This is a genomic window from Halorussus marinus, from assembly GCF_004521895.1.
Classification (GTDB): Archaea; Halobacteriota; Halobacteria; order Halobacteriales; family Haladaptataceae; genus Halorussus; species Halorussus marinus.
The window spans coordinates 375,849-389,941 of sequence record NZ_SBIR01000001.1 but is presented as its reverse complement, the minus strand read 5'-3'; the positions used below and the strand labels follow the sequence as shown (position 1 = coordinate 389,941).

The 14,093-nt window shown below is 66.7% G+C and carries 15 protein-coding genes; 4 read left to right on the top strand and 11 right to left on the bottom strand.

Annotated elements, in window-relative coordinates; all coding sequences use genetic code 11:
- Positions 1–5: 5 nt before the first annotated feature.
- From EPL04_RS01875 to EPL04_RS01840, 7 genes are all read right to left on the bottom strand, one after another.
- Positions 6–887 (bottom strand): hypothetical protein, encoded by an 882-nt coding sequence (locus EPL04_RS01875; RefSeq protein WP_134668877.1) that lies wholly within the window; start codon positions 885–887, stop codon positions 6–8.
- Between the two features lie 70 nt (positions 888–957).
- Positions 958–1,854 (bottom strand): ParB/RepB/Spo0J family partition protein, encoded by an 897-nt coding sequence (locus EPL04_RS01870; protein WP_134668875.1) that lies wholly within the window; start codon positions 1,852–1,854, stop codon positions 958–960.
- 1 nt (position 1,855) lies between these two features.
- Positions 1,856–2,086 carry a hypothetical protein gene (locus tag EPL04_RS01865; protein WP_134668874.1) on the bottom strand — a complete coding sequence of 77 codons (231 nt, stop codon included), beginning with the start codon at positions 2,084–2,086 and terminating at the stop codon, positions 1,856–1,858.
- A 427-nt stretch (positions 2,087–2,513) separates the two neighbouring features.
- A complete protein-coding gene (locus EPL04_RS01855) occupies positions 2,514–3,236 on the bottom strand; it encodes an Nmad3 family putative nucleotide modification protein (protein WP_134668872.1) in 723 nt (240 codons plus the stop codon).
- A gap of 46 nt (positions 3,237–3,282) precedes the next feature.
- Positions 3,283–3,567 (bottom strand): DUF7577 domain-containing protein, encoded by a 285-nt coding sequence (locus EPL04_RS01850; protein WP_134668871.1) that lies wholly within the window; start codon positions 3,565–3,567, stop codon positions 3,283–3,285.
- A gap of 99 nt (positions 3,568–3,666) precedes the next feature.
- Positions 3,667–4,146, bottom strand: coding sequence for a FlaD/FlaE family flagellar protein (locus EPL04_RS01845; protein WP_134668869.1), 480 nt, complete (start codon positions 4,144–4,146; stop codon positions 3,667–3,669).
- A gap of 71 nt (positions 4,147–4,217) precedes the next feature.
- The gene (locus EPL04_RS01840) at positions 4,218–4,601 is read right to left on the bottom strand and encodes a hypothetical protein (RefSeq protein WP_134668867.1); all 384 of its coding nucleotides are present in this window, start codon (positions 4,599–4,601) and stop codon (positions 4,218–4,220) included.
- Between the two features lie 117 nt (positions 4,602–4,718).
- On the opposite strand from EPL04_RS01840, the gene EPL04_RS01835 reads away from it, so the two are divergent.
- On the top strand, positions 4,719–4,895 hold the full coding sequence (locus EPL04_RS01835; protein ID WP_134668865.1) for a YHS domain-containing protein: 177 nt from the start codon (positions 4,719–4,721) through the stop codon (positions 4,893–4,895).
- On the opposite strand, the gene EPL04_RS01830 is transcribed toward EPL04_RS01835, so the two are convergent.
- The 3 genes from EPL04_RS01830 to kdgK1 form a co-directional block, all read right to left on the bottom strand.
- The gene (locus EPL04_RS01830; RefSeq protein WP_134668863.1) at positions 4,892–6,304 is read right to left on the bottom strand and encodes a dihydrolipoyl dehydrogenase family protein; all 1,413 of its coding nucleotides are present in this window, start codon (positions 6,302–6,304) and stop codon (positions 4,892–4,894) included. The genes EPL04_RS01835 and EPL04_RS01830 overlap by 4 nt on opposite strands.
- 70 nt (positions 6,305–6,374) lie before the next feature.
- Positions 6,375–7,571 carry a PGF-CTERM sorting domain-containing protein gene (locus EPL04_RS01825; RefSeq protein ID WP_134668861.1) on the bottom strand — a complete coding sequence of 399 codons (1,197 nt, stop codon included), beginning with the start codon at positions 7,569–7,571 and terminating at the stop codon, positions 6,375–6,377.
- Positions 7,572–7,681: 110 nt separating this feature from the next.
- Positions 7,682–8,635 (bottom strand): bifunctional 2-dehydro-3-deoxygluconokinase/2-dehydro-3-deoxygalactonokinase, encoded by a 954-nt coding sequence (gene kdgK1 / locus EPL04_RS01820; RefSeq protein WP_134668859.1) that lies wholly within the window; start codon positions 8,633–8,635, stop codon positions 7,682–7,684.
- Between the two features lie 169 nt (positions 8,636–8,804).
- Here kdgK1 and EPL04_RS01815 point away from each other — a divergent pair, with 169 nt between their 5' ends.
- Positions 8,805–10,100 carry an O-acetylhomoserine aminocarboxypropyltransferase/cysteine synthase family protein gene (locus EPL04_RS01815; protein WP_134668857.1) on the top strand — a complete coding sequence of 432 codons (1,296 nt, stop codon included), beginning with the start codon at positions 8,805–8,807 and terminating at the stop codon, positions 10,098–10,100.
- A gap of 10 nt (positions 10,101–10,110) precedes the next feature.
- On the opposite strand, the gene mutL is transcribed toward EPL04_RS01815, so the two are convergent.
- Entirely contained in the window at positions 10,111–12,339 is a 2,229-nt protein-coding gene (gene mutL / locus EPL04_RS01810; RefSeq protein WP_209019539.1) for a DNA mismatch repair endonuclease MutL, read from the bottom strand.
- 157 nt (positions 12,340–12,496) lie between these two features.
- On the opposite strand from mutL, the gene EPL04_RS01805 reads away from it, so the two are divergent.
- Together EPL04_RS01805 and EPL04_RS01800 are read left to right on the top strand one after the other, a co-directional pair.
- Entirely contained in the window at positions 12,497–13,453 is a 957-nt protein-coding gene (locus EPL04_RS01805; RefSeq protein WP_134668855.1) for an acetamidase/formamidase family protein, read from the top strand.
- Positions 13,454–13,510: 57 nt separating this feature from the next.
- Positions 13,511–14,089, top strand: a complete 579-nt coding sequence (locus tag EPL04_RS01800; RefSeq protein ID WP_134668854.1) for a pyridoxamine 5'-phosphate oxidase family protein — start codon at positions 13,511–13,513, stop codon at positions 14,087–14,089.
- The last annotated feature ends 4 nt before the right edge of the window (positions 14,090–14,093 follow it).

Here is a 14,093-nt window from a genome sequence, read left to right as displayed (position 1 = left end):
TAGGATTATTCAGTCTGAACCCACTCTTCGTCTTCCTCCCACGCAAACTCTTTAGTGGAAGTGACATCTCTTGAGTAGATACGACGCCATAAACCAGCAAACTCACTATTACGAATTACTCCCGTGTAGTCTTCCTCTGGATGGAAGAAATTCATGAGGAATTTTTCCATCCTTCTCGGAGTCCATTCATATTGCCGGTCACCAGCACGTGTTGTAAGAATAGGCTCAGGGCGGTTTACAAATCCTTGATAGGACCAGACACTTTGCAAGTCAAGCGTTTGGATAGACCAGTCCATTCCATCGAAATCTTCATCGGATCTAAACTTCGGCTTGAAATAGAATTCCTCATGGAGATTTTTGACGTTTTCTCGTGCATCGCTATCTCCGGGATCTGTTGATTCAAGCACAGCAAAGAAAGGAGGTTCAATCCAAGAGGTCGGGAAGTCGTCAATATTGATTGCAGACTCTATGGTTTCCTTCCATTCCTTCTCAAACTCTTCGTTACTAAACCGAACAACTATTCGGCGAACAGGTAAATCATAGATCGTTGACTGACCAAGATTAGATCGTACATCAGACCACGGGAAACTCCCGTGCTCTCCTCTGTCAAAGGACAGTTCGAATTGTTTTCGGCTTACTTCCTCGCCATTGAAAATCTCGGATACAGTAGAATTGGAGAGGACCGCCAAGTTGTCTCGACCAGTATTGAAAGAACGGTTTGCATCAAGCTCCTGAATATTATCGGCGTTCAGATGTCCCATGGCCTTTCGAAGACCTTGGGTGAAACTGTAAGGGACGTAACGACGAGTTCCAACATCTGATTGCTCCTTATAGAACTTGTCAGTAACAATACTCTCTAATGCCCGTGTAGGAAGATCTGAACTCATGAACTATTTCACTCATCTCAAAATAGGAATTAGTAGGAATTAAAAGTTGTCGTTAGAAGATGTTTTTATATCAGAGATAACCTTGGTCAGACAGGTATTCGTTAATAGCTTTTCTAATGAGTTCTTCTTCAGACGTTCCGTAGTCCTTTGCCGCTCGTTGTAGCCCTTCTGCGTAATCACCAGTAAAGGTGACCTCTGTTCTAACCTGTATTTGACCGCTCTTTTCTTCAGAATCCTGACTCACCTTCTCAATCACTTCATCGAAGGAACCTTCCCCACGCTCTGTTCGCTTCTTTGCTTCTCGGATTTCGCTTTGAGTCGCTCCTGATTGTACCACTTTTTCTACAGCCTGTTGACGCTCCTCTGGAGAGTCAGTAAGGTTCCGAATCAACCTCAAATCGGTATCAGAAATCTGTTCAACGTCTTCTTCGCTTATCTGCTTTGAATTAGATGAATGAGTTTCGACATTTGCATTTTGTTCTTCTTCAGAATCATCATTCGAATCAACATGAACTACAGTATCTTCCCACTCGTCGTGAGTCCGTTCAAGCCAATCACGGAACGTACCTCTATTAATCCCCAACTCGTCAGCAGCTTCCGTTACCGACCAATTATTTAGCTCCATTAGGCGACTGATCGCAGCCGCTCGGTCGGACTTCGAGACGGATTTCCGAAATGCATCAACGTTTTCAGTTATAGTAGCTTCTAACGCCTCTGCATCGTCCCAGTCTACAACTATAACTGGCATTTCCTCCAATCCAACAGATTGGGCTGCCAAAGTCCGACGTTGCCCCACAATTACTTTGTAGGATCCATTATCTGGTCGTGCTACTGGGGGCTGAATTACTCCTTGTTCTCGAATACTCTCTTCCAGCGAATCGTTTCCGTTGTGGGGCCCGACGTTACTATTTCGTTCATTCAGCGGATCAATCTCTAATTCTTTGGGATCGATCTGTCGAACTTCCATGTTAATTCTCCCCCATCAAGCGGAGAGCAATCGTTTGCCAAGACATCTCCGCAATCGTCCAATCGCCACTATCTACAGACACCTTCACAACGCTGACGTCCTCTGATTCTGGATCAACGTTATTAGATTTGTTCTGCAGGTAGTCGATTGCCTCATCCTCGTCGCTGTGTATTGTTTTTCCATTAGGTAACTGGACGAGGTAGAACGTGTCATTGCTAACTTCCAGAGCCATATCGTATACGATTAGACATGCCTATTCAAATCTTTCCCTCTAAGACAGATCGTTAGTATATCACGTATAGCGTTAGTTCATCAAACAGAATTTCAATTTTCCTACTACAGTAGTTAGAATACATACTCTGAAAATCCTTGGCAATACTAAGGAAAACCTTTATTATGACACTTGGACGATTCACCATCGTAATCAACGGGAAAAGGCAAAGGTAGCAAATATTGCCGCTACTTACGCCAGAAATTGGTGGAGATCGACATGAGCTTCCCAAGCTCATAGCCCGGGTTCAATTCCCGGCCGGCGCACTCCTCAAGGCTTCTCCCGACGGTTTTCCGGGTTTCCAGTGAAATCGCCACCGGAAGTCGAAGGACGGGAGACACAGTGAGCGACCGTCTTGACGTGGTCATCCCGGCGGCTACCCGTCGGGTCACGCCGGAGGCTCGTAGCCGTCCTCGATCAGCGCCAGCACGTCCGCGGTCTCGGCGGGTCCGAACCGCATCGGGCGGCGCCACCACGGCCCCTTCCCGGAGTCGCTCGACAGTTCGGTCACGATCCGATTCGCCTCGGCGCCGGCCCGCGCCGAGCTCAGCGGGACCGCCGTCTCGTAGAGGCCCGACGCCGCCTGTTCGCCGGCCAGCAACACCGCGGCGTCGAACTCGGCGCGCTTGCAGTGGGCGTTGGTCGCGAACGCCGCCCGGTCGTCGGCCGGCAGGTCGGCGTACGCCTCGCCCGAAACGGGGTCCCGAGCCAGCCGGAACTGCCCGACGAGGTACGCCCCCCAGTCGGGCGCGATCCACCCGCGGTCGGGGTCGCCCCGTGCGGTCAGAGTGGCGTAGAAGAAGACGTAGTCGCCGGCCGACAGCTCCGACAGCGGCCGGGCCTTCACGCCGTGGGGGTCGCCGTAGGTGTAGGCCTCACACTCGGGGTACTCGGCGAACTCCGGGTCGAGGTGGACCGGCTCGTCGAGGGCGTCCTCGGGGACGTCGGCGTCGAGATCCAGATCGGCGTAGGTCGGCACCGAAGCCGACTCGCGGACGGGTTCGGACTCGGGGATCGGGACGAACTCGAACGAGCCGTCGGGGTAGATGGGCCCGCGTCTCCCGGGCGCGTTCGTGTTGGCTCCGACGTTGATGGCGACGGCGCGGGGCATACCCGCCGGTCCGGGCTCGGAGACCAAAAGTCCGCGCTTCGCCGGGTCACCGCGCGGTGATCGGGTTCACGCAGTTCCAGCAGTAGGTGTAGCCCGCCTCGTTTTCGGCGCCACAGCCCGGACAGACCACGACCGAGGGGTCGTCGTTCCGGGGGAGGTCGTCGAACTCCGCGGGCTCGTCGACGCCGGCCGACTCGGCGTTTGGCGGCGTCGCGCGGAACAGCGCGTGGTCGGCGTTCGCGTCGCCGTCGCGCCGGAGGTAGCGGTAGACGAACAACTGGAGCAACGAGAACACCAGCACGTACAGGACGATCCAGCCCCACACGCCCATACCGTGGTATACGGTGTCATGGTACTTTGCTCTTCTGCCGCCGACCGGGCGGTCCGGCCGGACGAGTCGGCGCGCGAGGCGGTCGCGTCGCGCGGGCGCTCAGCGCACCGACGAGAGGCGCGCGATGTACACCAGACTCATGACGTGGTCGTCGACGTCGAGGTCCGCCGGGCCGGGCCGGTCGGGATCGAAGCTCTGGACCTCCGAGAACCCGCGCATGTACTCACGGAGTTCGCTTCGGGTCTCGTCGGTGATCCAGCCGACCTCCTCGTAGTAGTCGAGCGCGTTGCCGGTGTTCTCGAAGCCGGCCTTGTTGATGAGGAAATCGAGCCACTCGAAGACGACGACCTCCGCGCCGTACCGGTCGGGGAGCCCCGCGAGATATGGCTTGTCCGGGAGCGCTCCGACCGCCGAGAACTGGCTCTGGAGCCGGACCAGTTCGTCGCGCTGGGTGTGTCTGAGCACCTCGTCGGGCGAGGCGGGGAGGTCGGCGTCGGCGAACGCGTCGGGCGTCTCCCGGTTCGGGTCCGCGAGGCACCGCAGGTCGCGCAGGTCGTAGGCTCCGGGATTCGTCGACATAGTGATCGGGTAGTTTCGGCTAACTCGCACATCACATTTAAGTTTTTGTGCCGAGCGCCGCCAGAAACGGGTCAGTTCCGACGCTTGCGCGCGATGAGGAGGGTGCTCGCGACCGCGGCCACGAGACCGACGACGCCCGCAAGCTTGCGCATCCGACCGCCCGATTCGTCGCCGCCGATCTCGGGCTCGGAGCCGTGGTCGTACTCTGCAGACCGATCGGCGTCGGTGCCCCGACCTTTGAGTTTGACGACCGCGACCCCGACCGCGGCGACCGCCGCGAGCAGGCCGACGAGCTTGAGCTTCCCGCCCGAGGACCCGCCGTCCTCGGACCGATCGGCCGGGGCCGAGCCCGACCCGTCGGACGAGCCGGCTCGGTCGCGGGCGGTTTCGGTGGCTGGCTCCGGGATCTCTTCGACGAGCGCGGGCTTGCTGAGGTTGATTTCGACGAGCGCCATGGCGGGACCTTCGTCGGGCGAACGGGAATACATTGGGGCTCCCCCGGCGAGATCGCGGACGCGTCTCCGACCCGCCGGGCCACAAACTACTCGCCGGCCACGGTCGTACGCGCGACGATGCCAACGTGTCCGGTCTGCGGCATGGACGTCGACGTGACCGCGCCAGAGGAGACCGACTACCGCGAGGAGAGCTACGCGCCCGCGACCGCCGAGTACGACGGGGAGAGCTACGCGTTCTGTAGCGAGGCCCACCGCGAAGCGTTCGGGAAGAACCCCGAGGAGTACGTCGATTAGTCCAGCCGCTGGGTCGCGTCCCGGAACAGGCCGTCGAGTATCTCCGGGGTCGTGGGATGGTAGGCCCGGTCGGGCACCTCCCGGACGTCGACCTCGTTTTCGACGAGAATCTGCATCGTCTTGGCCATCGCGTCGGCGTGGTAGTGGAGCCCCTGATACCCCAAGACGGTGCCGTCGTCGGCGTCGACCACGAGCTTCGCGAACCCCTCCGGGACCGCCTTGGTCTTGAACACGCCGTCGTCGCTTGCCTCGCGGGTGACCGCCACGTAGTCACACTCCCCGGCCGCGGCGGCCGCCTCCGAGACGCCGACGCGGGCGAACGGGTAGACGCCCGCGCCCGAGAACACGACGTGGTGGTGGACGTTGCGGTACGGCTCCGGTTCCCGACCCTCGCGGTGGGCGAGGATGTTCTCGGCGGCGCGGAACCCCTGCTCTTTGGCGACGTGGAGGATGGGCTCGCGGCCGTTGGCGTCCCCGACCACGAACACCCGGTCGTCGTCGCGGGCCTGCATGGTCGCGTCGACCCACCCCGCGCCGGGGTCGAGCGCGGTCTGTTCGAGGCCGAGGCCGTCGAGCGCGGGACGACGACCGGTGAACAGGAACAGCCGGTCGGCCTCGACCGCCTCGGCCTCGGTCCCGGCGTCGGTCTGGCGTTCGACGCGGAGTCGCACCCCGCCGTCGTCGGTCGGCTCGACCGATCGCTCGGTGGCGTTGGTCAGCACCTCGATTCCGAACGCGTCGCGGTAGATGTCGAGCAGTTCCGCCCCGAAGCGATCGTCGGCCTCGTCGAGGGGCGCGTCGTCGTGTTCGATCACGGTGAGGTCCATCTCGGCGGCCTCCGAGAGGTACGGCGCGAGTTCGAGTCCGACGTAACCGAAGCCCATCACGACCCCCGAGTCGGGAAACGAGGTCGCGTCGAGCACATCGGCGCTGGTCGCGTACTCGACGTCGTCGAGGCCGGGCAGGTCGGGCACGTTGAGCGTAGAGCCCGTCGCGATCACCACGTAGTCGGCCTCGATCTCCCGGTCGCCGACCGCCACCGTGTGGTCGTCGACGAACGCGGCGGTCTCGTCGAGGAACTCGACGCCGTCGCGCTCGGCGAGCGCGTGGACCGCGGCCCGCCGGTGGGCCGCGAAGTTGCCGATGTGTTCGTCTTTGGTCTCGACGACCGCGTCGAGGTCGACCGTCGGGACCCCCTCGGTCCGGTGGTCGTGGCGCGCCTGAAACCGGTGTTCGGCCGCCGACAGCACCTCCTTCGAAGGCATGCATCCCCGGAGGATGCAGAGCCCGCCGCCGGGCTCGCCGTCGTCGACGAGCGTGAGCTCCAGATCGTCCGCCTCGACCAGTTCCTGTGCGACCGCGACCCCGGCGCTCCCGTAGGCGCCGACGACGACGACGCGAGTAGTCATGTATCGAACAACGTCGGCCCGCGGATTTAGTGGTTCGGCCCGCGGCGCTCCGACCGGCGCCGACCCCGAGCTATCGGCGCCGGGCGACGAGCGCGGCCCCCGCGAGCGCGACGGCCGCGGTCGTCGCGGTGAACCCGGGGACGCCGCCGTCGCCGCCGGGCGCGGTGGCGTCGGCGTCCGTGCCGTCGGTGGCGGTCCCGGTCGACGGCTCCCCGTTCGCGGCGTCGGCTCCGGCCGTCGCGACGCCGTCGGCCGCGTCGTCCGACGCCACCGTGACCGTCCGCGCCGAGAAGCGATTGACCGCGACCACCACGTCGGCGCCGGCCGACGCCTCGGCGCCGCTCTCGACCATGTACCGGGACTGCTCGCTCCCGAGCGCGCTCTCCAGTTGGGTGTACGCGGCGGCCTCGGCGGCGGCCTCGCCGTCCACCGTCACGGTCAGGTCGTCGGTCGCGTCCGGCGCCCGTCCGGGAAGGCCGGTGAGCAACACCGTCCCCCCGTCGGGCGTCCGAGTCACCGTGACGGTCACCGCGCTGTCGGTCGCGTCGGCGGCCTCGACGGTGGTGTTCCGATCGTAGGTCACGGCACCGATCGCGGGGTCGGCGCCGGCCGACGCGACGTAGGTCTCGGCGGCGGCCCGCCCGTCGGCGATGAGTCGCTCCTGTCGGTCGTCGCCGGCGTCCGTGCCGGCCGGGTACGATCGGAACGCGAGCCGGCCGTCCTCGCCGAGGCGGGCGGTCACGCCGCCGTCGTCGTTGACCGTGAGGGTGCCCTCGCCGACGACGAGGACGGTGGCGTTCGTGCCGTCGGCGGTGGTGACCGCGACCCGCGAGTCGCTCTCGGCCGAGGCGGTCGCGCCCGCCGGGAGGTCCGCGACCACGTAGTCGGACCGGTCGCCCGACTCGACGAGGAGGACGCCGTGGCCGCCGTCGTGGGCGGTCACCGTCGCGCCGTTCCCGACCGCGAGACGAGCCCCGGTCCCGGCGTCGGCTTCGAGGTCGAGCGCCGCCCCGTCGATCCGGGTCACCGCCGACAGCGACGCGCCGGCGTCGACGAGCGCGCCGTCCTCGACGTCGCGACGTGACTCGACGCGCACGGCGTCGAGCATCGGTTCGCCGTCGACCGCGTAGTCGATCACCGCGCCGTCGGCGGTGTCGAACGAGACGTGCGTGCCGGCGTACGTTCGGGTCGACGATTGGCCGGCCGCGATCGGCGCGGCGGTCGCCGCGGCGACGAGGACCAGCAGGGCGATCGCGAGTCGTGTCATTCCGATCGGGCGTGAGCGATCGTCACCTTATACGCTTTCTGGCCTCCGGGCGGACGCGGGTCTGCGGCCGGCCCGAACCGCGGGACCGCGTTCCGGATCACCGCGAGGAGCTACCGCTTGATCTCCTCGCCTCCCTCCGCGAGCACGCGCTCGACCTCCTCGCGCGTCACGACCGCCACGTCGCCGGGGATGGTGCGCTTGAGCGCGGCGGTCGCCGCGCCGTACTCCATGGCGGTCGCCACGCCGTCGCCCGCGAGCCGGCGGGCGAGGAACGCCCCGACGAAGGCGTCGCCGGTCCCGATGGGGTCGAGGGTGTCGGTCTCGAAGGCGGCCTGCTCGTGGACCGCGCCGTCGTGGCGAGCGAGCGCGCCGTCCTCCCCGCGGGTGACGACGACCGTCTCGAAGCCGAACTCCTCGGCGAGCCCGGCCGCGATCGCTCCGGCGTCGCCCGTCCTGGCGAGCACCTCCCGGGCGTCGCGCTCGGCGGTCACGAGCACGTCGACGTCGGGGAACAGCGCTTCGAGGCTCTCGCGGGCCGCCGCCGGCGACCAGAGCTTCCCCCGGTAGTTCACGTCGAACGCGGTGGTCGCGCCGGCGTCGCTCGCGGCCGCGAGCAACTCGGCCGTGGTCGCTTCGAGCGTCTCCGAGAGGGCGGGCGTGATGCCGCTGGTGTAGACGTACTCGGCGTCTTCGACCCGCGAAACCGGCAACTCCGCGAACTCGGCGGTGGTGACCGCCGCGCCCTCGCGGTCGTAGACGACGTTCGTCCCGCGGGGCGTGCCGGCGTGTTCGAGGTAGTAGGTCCCCTGTCGGCCCTCGTCGCTCCAGACGACGTCGGTTTCGACGCCGTGGCGCCGCAGGCCCGCGACCACGCGCCGGCCGAGCGGCGAGTCGGGGAGCTTCGAGGTCCAGACGGCGTCCGCATCGAGCCGGCTCGCCGCGACCGCGACGTTGCTCTCGGCGCCGGCGGCCCGGAATTCGAGGTCGGTCGCGGTTTCGAGGCGCTCGCCCCGCGGGGGCGAGAGTCGAAGCATCGTCTCTCCGAACGTCACGAGGTCGGTCATGTGTCGGGCGTCGTGGCCGCGGGCCATAACGGACTCGGTCGCCGGCGTCGCGATCGGGGTCCCGTCGTCCGAGCCGATCGGCGGTGACAATTGCCGATACCGCGTCCGAACCGCAGTACTTGCTGACACCCGCCGACATAAGCGGTCGGCGTGCGTGTCTCCGACCGTCATGACCGACTCCGACGACCGCAGTTTCCACACCGAGAGCGTCCACGCCGGCCAAGAGCCCGACTCGGCGACCGGCGCGCGCGCGCCGCCGATCTACCAGACCACCTCGTACGTCTTCGACGACGCCGAGCACGCCGCGTCGCTGTTCGCGCTCGAAGAGCCGGGCAACATCTACAGCCGCATCATGAACCCCACGAACGCGACCTTAGAGGAGCGACTCGCCACCCTCGAAGGCGGGGTCGCGGGGCTGGCGACCGCGAGCGGAATGGGCGCGCTCAACCTCGCCACCTTCGTGCTCGCCGAGCAGGGCGACAACGTCGTCACCGCCTCGTCGCTGTACGGCGGCACCTACACCTACTTCACCCACACCGCGCCCCGGCGGGGGATCGAGGCGAAGTTCGTCGACACCCTCGACTACGACGCCTACGACGAGGCCATCGACGAGGACACCGCGTACGTCCACCTCGAAACCGTCGGCAACCCCGCGCTGGTCACGCCCGACATCGAGCGGGTCGCCGACATCGCCCACGACCACGACGTGCCGCTGGTGGTCGACAACACGTTCGCGACGCCGTACCTCTGCAACCCGATCGAACACGGCGCCGACATCGTCTGGCACTCGACCACCAAGTGGATCCACGGTAGCGGCTCGACGGTCGGCGGGGCGCTCGTCGACGGCGGGAACTTCCCGTGGGAAGAGGCCGACTACCCCGAGATCGCCGAGGAGAACCCGGCCTACCACGGCGTGAACTTCCGCGAGCGGTTCGGCGACGCCGCGTTCGCCTACACCGCCCGCGCCCGCGGTCTGCGCGACCTCGGCAATCAGCAGTCGCCGTTCGACGCGTGGGTCACCCTCCAGAAGATGGAGAGCCTACCGCTCAGAGTCGAGCGCCACTCCGAGAACGCACTGGCGGTCGCGGAGTACCTCGAAGACCACGACGACGTGGCGTGGGTCAACTACCCCGGGCTGGAGAGCCACGAGACCCACGACAACGCCAGCGAGTACCTGGAGGGCGGCTACGGCGGCATGATCACCTTCGGGCTGGAGGGCGGCTACGAGGCCGGTCGCGCGGTCACCGAGGAGACCGAACTCGCGAGCCTGCTCGCGAACGTCGGCGACGCCAAGACCCTGATCATCCACCCCGCGAGCACAACCCACCAACAGCTCACCGAGGAAGAACAGCTCGCGAGCGGCACCACGCCCGACCTCGTCCGGCTGTCGGTAGGCATCGAAGACGTCGAGGACATCGTCGCGGACCTCGATCAGGCCATCGCGGCGGCGTCCGAGAGCGCGTAGCGGCGCCGGACTACTCCGCGCGCCGGCCCGCGTGGCCGGGGTAGTCGCGCTCGAACCGGTCTTCGATCTCCGCCTCCGAAAACTCGATGAGCACGGGCCGGCCGTGCGGGCAGGCGTAAGGGTTCTCGCAGTCGTCGAGCGCCGAGAGCAGTTCGACGACAGATCCCTCGCGGAGCGACGTGTTTCCGGTGATCGACGGGTAACACGCCAGATCCGCCAGCAAGTCGTCGGCGACCGCCTCGACGGTGTCGCCGCGGTCGGCGGCGTCGGTCGAGACGAACTCCCCCAGCGCGTCCCGGAGGAGCGCGGGCTCCAGCGTGGCGTCGAGGACGGTCGGCGCGGTCCGGACGCGGACGGTGCGCTCGCCGTCCGCGCGCTCGGCCCGGAACCCGAGCCGTTCGAGCGCCTCGCGGTGGTCGTCGAACACCGCGGCCTCGCCCGCGGTGAGTTCGAGCTCGACCGGTTCGGCCAGCATCTGGGTGGTCGCGTCGTCCTCGAACTCGGCGACGAGCCGCTCGTAGTTGATGCGCTCGTCGGCGGCGTGCTGATCGACGAGCACCAGCCCGTCGGACGTCTCGGCGACGACGTAAGTGTCGTGGAGTTGGCCGAGCACCCGCATCCGCGGCAGGGTCTCGAACTCGGGATCGTCGGGCGACGCGCCGTCGAGTGTCGCCGCGTCGGTCGAGCCGGCGAACTTCCGGTCGCCGGTCGCGTCCGGTTCGGCGGTGGTCGAACCGACGGCGTCGTCGGACGACCCGTCGGCGTCGTCCGGGCGGTCGCGGCGGGCGGCGTCGCCCCCGGCGCCGCGAGTCGGCGCGGTCGAAGCGTCCGCCGACGAGCCGGGACCGTCCACCGAACCGCTCGCGCCCGATTCGGCCCCCTCCACACTCGATTGGGAGGCCGCGGGCCGGCCTGCGGGGTCATTCGCGGACGACCCTGTCCCGGACTCAACGGGCGACTCCGCGGACGCGCGCGAACGCTCCTCGGTGGCGGCCGTCGCGGTCTCCTCGGCGGTGTCGGCCGTCGCTTCGGCGGTCCCGCGGGCCGCTTGGGCCGGCCCGTCGGCGGTCCCGCGGGCCGACCCGTCCGACCGGTCGGACCCGTCGAGCGTCGACTGCTCGCGGTCGGCGGCGACCCCCCGCTCGGTCAGTTCGGCCTGCTCGCCGGCGTCCGGTTCGGGATCGACGCTCGCCTCCTCGGGGGCGCTCGCCCCGCGGGGCGCCGACGACCGGACGAGGCCGGCGTCGAGTAGCGCCGATTCGACCGCGGCCTCGACCGCGTCCCGGACCGCCTGCTCGTGCTCCCAGCGACACTCCATTTTTCTGGGATGGACGTTGACGTCGACCTCGCCCGGCGGGACCTCGACGAACAGGACCGCGAAGGGGTACCGTTCGGCCGAGAGCTGGCCGCCGTACGCCGAGAGCACGGCGTCCCGGACGGTCGCCGAACTCACGTACCGGCCGTTGACGTAGGTCGAGAGGTACTCGCGGGTGCTCCGGGTAGTCTCGGGGTCGCTGACGTAGCCCGAGACCGACACGCCGTCGCCGGCCGCCTCGCCCTCGACCCGAATCATCGACGTGGCGACCTCCCGGCCGTACACCGACAGGAGCGCCGACTGGAGGTCCCCGCGGCCCGAGGTGGCGAACACCTCGCGGTCGTCGTGGGTCAGCGAGACGGCCACGTCGGGGTTCGCAAGCGCGTAGCGCGTCACGACCGTGTTGACGTGGGAGAACTCCGTGGTCTCGGTCTTGAGGTACTTCCGGCGGGCGGGCGTGTTGTAGAAGAGGTCCGCGACCTCGACGGTGGTGCCCTCGGGCCGACCCGCGGGACCGACCGACTCGACCTCGCCGTCCTCCAGTCGGAGCTCGGTCGCGCGGTCGCCGCCCCGGGGCTTAGAGGTGATGGTCACTCTGGCGACCGCCCCGATGGTGTGGAGCGCCTCGCCGCGGAACCCCAGCGTCGTCACGCCCGAGTCGAGGTCCTCGGCGTCGCTGATCTTGCTCGTGGTGTGTTCTTCGACCGCGGTCCGGAGGTCGGTCTCGCTCATCCCGACGCCGTCGTCGCTGACGACGACCCGGTCGGTGCCGCCGGCCTCGACGGTCACGTCGATGCGGTCGGCGTCGGCGTCGAGGCTGTTCTCGACCAGCTCTTTCACCACCGAGGCGGGGCGCTCGACCACTTCGCCGGCCGCGATCTTCCGGATCGTCGCGTCGTCGAGCTTCGCGATGCGGTCGCTCACGGCCTCGCCCTCCCGTGTCGCGGATCGGCCGCGTCGCGCCGACGCGAGCCGTCGGTACCGTCCGTCATGCGCCCAACCACGGAGGTGGCGACTATCAATCCACGGTTCCGCGTTCTCCACGTTTAAGCCGCTGTGCCACGGAGTGACGTGCATCGCCATGTCAGCCACGCCGGACTACCGAATCGACGCCAGCGACGACAACGTCCATCAGACGTGGGACAACGACCACGACCCCGTGCGGACGGTCGAACCGGGGGCGGTCGTGGAGTTCGACTGTCGGGACGCCACCGACGGCTACCTCGACGAGGACTCGACCGTCGCGGACGTGGTCGAGATGGTCGACGTCGGGGGCGGCCACCCGCTGACCGGCCCGGTCGCGGTCGAGGGCGCACGGCCGGACGACACGCTCGCGGTCGACCTGCTCGACCTCGAACACGAGGGGATCGGCTACTCGTACTTCTACCCCGGCGCGGAGGAGTGGGGACTGCTCTCCGAGGAGTTCCCGGACGCCGGCCTCCACGTCTGGGACCTCGACGGCGCCGTGGGCCGCTTCGCGAACGGGATCGAGGTTCCCCTCGACCCCTTCCCGGGAAACCTCGGAGTCGCGCCCGGCGAGGACGGCTCGCACAGCACCACGCCGCCCCGCCGGGTCGGCGGGAACCTCGACGTGAAGCACCTGACCGCGGGTTCGACGCTCTACCTGCCGGTCGAGGTCGCGGGCGCGCTGTTCAGCGTCGGCGACTGCCACGGCGCGCAGGGCGACGGCGAGGTCTGTGTCACGGGCATCGAGGCGCCGATGACGGTGACCGCCCGACTCCGGCTCGGGTCCGACCGGTCGGTCGATCGGCCGACCTTCGAGACGACCGGTCCCTACTCGGCCCACGGCGCCGGCGAGCCGGCGTACGGTACGACCGGCATCAGCGACGACCTGATGGACGCGACCAAGGAGGCGGTCGGCGCCATGATCGATCACCTCCGCGAGAACCGCGAGCTGACCGGCGCGGAGGCGTACCTGCTGTGCTCGGCGATCGTCGACCTCAAGATCAACGAGGTCGTCGACAAGCCAAACTGGGTCGTTTCGGCGTACCTCCCCCAGCGGATCTTCCCGGAGTAGCCCCGACGGGCCGAATCCACCAGAACGTTTAGATATCCGGTCGCGCTACTCGGTGGCATGGACGAGCGCACGCCAGAGAACGTCTCGGACGCGATTCGGTATCAGGGGAAGGCCGTCGACGACGACGAGGAGATCGCCGCCTTTCTCGACGACCAGCGATCCGGCGTCCTCGGACTGGTCGACGACGGCGAACCGCACCTCGTGACCCAGCTGTTCGTCTACGACGAGACGGCGGGCGCGATCTTCTTCCACGGGGCGCGGGACGGCCGCGCCCACGGCATCGTCGCGGACGGCGAGGACGTGGCGGCCTGCTTTACGACCAGCGAGACGGGGCGATTCATCCCGGCCGACGAGCCGGTCAACTTCACGGTCGAGTACACCAGCGTCGTCGCGTACGGCACCGTCGGACTGGTCTCGGACCCGGCGGCAAAGCGGGCGGTCCTCGAACGGTTCATGGCGAAGTTCGCGCCCCACCTGACCCCCGGAGAGGACTACGAGGAGATGACCGAGGCGTCGATCGACCGGACCGCCGTCTACCGACTCGATGTCGCGGAGTGGAGCGGCAAGGCCGGCGAGAAAGCCCCCGAGTACCCCGGCGCGTACGACCTCGACGCGGTCGGCGAGTCCGGCGAGTGAGCGA

Excerpts from the sequence above, each read along its gene's own strand:
- EPL04_RS01850 (WP_134668871.1), bottom strand. The coding sequence starts at position 3,567 with ATGGGCGTGTGGGGCTGGATCGTCCTGTACGTGCTGGTGTTCTCGTTG.
- EPL04_RS01875 (WP_134668877.1), bottom strand. The coding sequence starts at position 887 with ATGAGTTCAGATCTTCCTACACGGGCATTAGAGAGTATTGTTACTGAC.
- EPL04_RS01830 (WP_134668863.1), bottom strand. The coding sequence starts at position 6,304 with ATGACTACTCGCGTCGTCGTCGTCGGCGCCTACGGGAGCGCCGGGGTC.
- EPL04_RS01865 (WP_134668874.1), bottom strand. The coding sequence starts at position 2,086 with ATGGCTCTGGAAGTTAGCAATGACACGTTCTACCTCGTCCAGTTACCT.
- EPL04_RS01870 (WP_134668875.1), bottom strand. The coding sequence starts at position 1,854 with ATGGAAGTTCGACAGATCGATCCCAAAGAATTAGAGATTGATCCGCTG.
- EPL04_RS01805 (WP_134668855.1), top strand. The coding sequence starts at position 12,497 with ATGTCAGCCACGCCGGACTACCGAATCGACGCCAGCGACGACAACGTC.
- EPL04_RS01855 (WP_134668872.1), bottom strand. The coding sequence starts at position 3,236 with ATGCCCCGCGCCGTCGCCATCAACGTCGGAGCCAACACGAACGCGCCC.
- EPL04_RS01825 (WP_134668861.1), bottom strand. The coding sequence starts at position 7,571 with ATGACACGACTCGCGATCGCCCTGCTGGTCCTCGTCGCCGCGGCGACC.
- EPL04_RS01800 (WP_134668854.1), top strand. The coding sequence starts at position 13,511 with ATGGACGAGCGCACGCCAGAGAACGTCTCGGACGCGATTCGGTATCAG.
- kdgK1 (WP_134668859.1), bottom strand. The coding sequence starts at position 8,635 with ATGACCGACCTCGTGACGTTCGGAGAGACGATGCTTCGACTCTCGCCC.
- EPL04_RS01815 (WP_134668857.1), top strand. The coding sequence starts at position 8,805 with ATGACCGACTCCGACGACCGCAGTTTCCACACCGAGAGCGTCCACGCC.
- EPL04_RS01840 (WP_134668867.1), bottom strand. The coding sequence starts at position 4,601 with ATGGCGCTCGTCGAAATCAACCTCAGCAAGCCCGCGCTCGTCGAAGAG.
- EPL04_RS01845 (WP_134668869.1), bottom strand. The coding sequence starts at position 4,146 with ATGTCGACGAATCCCGGAGCCTACGACCTGCGCGACCTGCGGTGCCTC.
- EPL04_RS01835 (WP_134668865.1), top strand. The coding sequence starts at position 4,719 with ATGCCAACGTGTCCGGTCTGCGGCATGGACGTCGACGTGACCGCGCCA.